This window comes from Streptomyces sp. NRRL S-37, assembly GCF_000721605.1.
In the GTDB taxonomy this organism is placed as follows: domain Bacteria; phylum Actinomycetota; class Actinomycetes; order Streptomycetales; family Streptomycetaceae; genus Streptomyces.
Window position 1 is genome coordinate 1 of record NZ_JOIZ01000090.1, and the last position, 817, is coordinate 817.

Sequence of the window (817 nt, forward strand, 5' to 3'; positions counted from 1 at the left end):
CGACGAGTTGCCGCTGACGGTGAACGGCAAACTCGACCGCAAGGCCCTGCCCGCACCCGAGTACACGACCGGCTCCGGCCGCGGCCCTTCCACGGTCCGTGAGGAGATCCTGTGCGCCGCGTTCGCCGAGGTCCTCGGCGTGGACGGAGTCGGTGTCGACGACGACTTCTTCGCGCTGGGCGGTCACTCCCTCCTGGCCATCCGCCTGGTGAGCCGGGTGCGGTCGGTGCTCGGGGTCGAGCTGTCGCTGCGCACGCTCTTCGAGGCGCCGACCGTGGCCCGCCTTGCGGCCCGTGTCGGTGATGCCGACCGGGCGCGGGTGGCGCTGACGGTGCAGGAGCGGCCGGAGCGTCTTCCGCTGTCGTTCGCGCAGCGCCGTCTGTGGTTCATCGGCCAGTTGGAGGGGCCAAGTGCCACGTACAACCTCCAGGCGCTGTTCCGCCTGTCCGGCCGAGTGGATGCCGGGGCGCTGGATGCCGCGCTGCGGGATGTGATCGGCCGTCACGAGGTGCTCCGGACGGTGTTCGGCACCGCTGACGGTGAGCCGTACCAGCGGGTGCTGGACCTCGCGGGCCTGGACTGGGAGCTGCACGTCGCCGATGCCGTCGCGGGGGATGTGGACGCCCTGGTGGCGGAGGCGGCGCGGTACGCGTTCGATCTTTCTGCCGAAGTGCCGGTCCGTGCTTGGCTGTTCGGTGTTGCTCCGGACGAGCATGTGCTGCTCGTGGTGGTGCATCACATCGCGAGTGACGGCTGGTCGATGGGGCCGTTGGCTCGTGATCTGGCTGTTGCGTATGAGGCGCGGTGTGCGGGTCGG

The 817-nt window shown here is 70.3% G+C and carries 1 protein-coding gene; it reads left to right on the top strand.

The features are described from left to right. A partial coding sequence (locus IH50_RS38365; RefSeq protein ID WP_037873638.1) for a condensation domain-containing protein occupies positions 1–817 on the top strand: 817 nt, incomplete at both ends.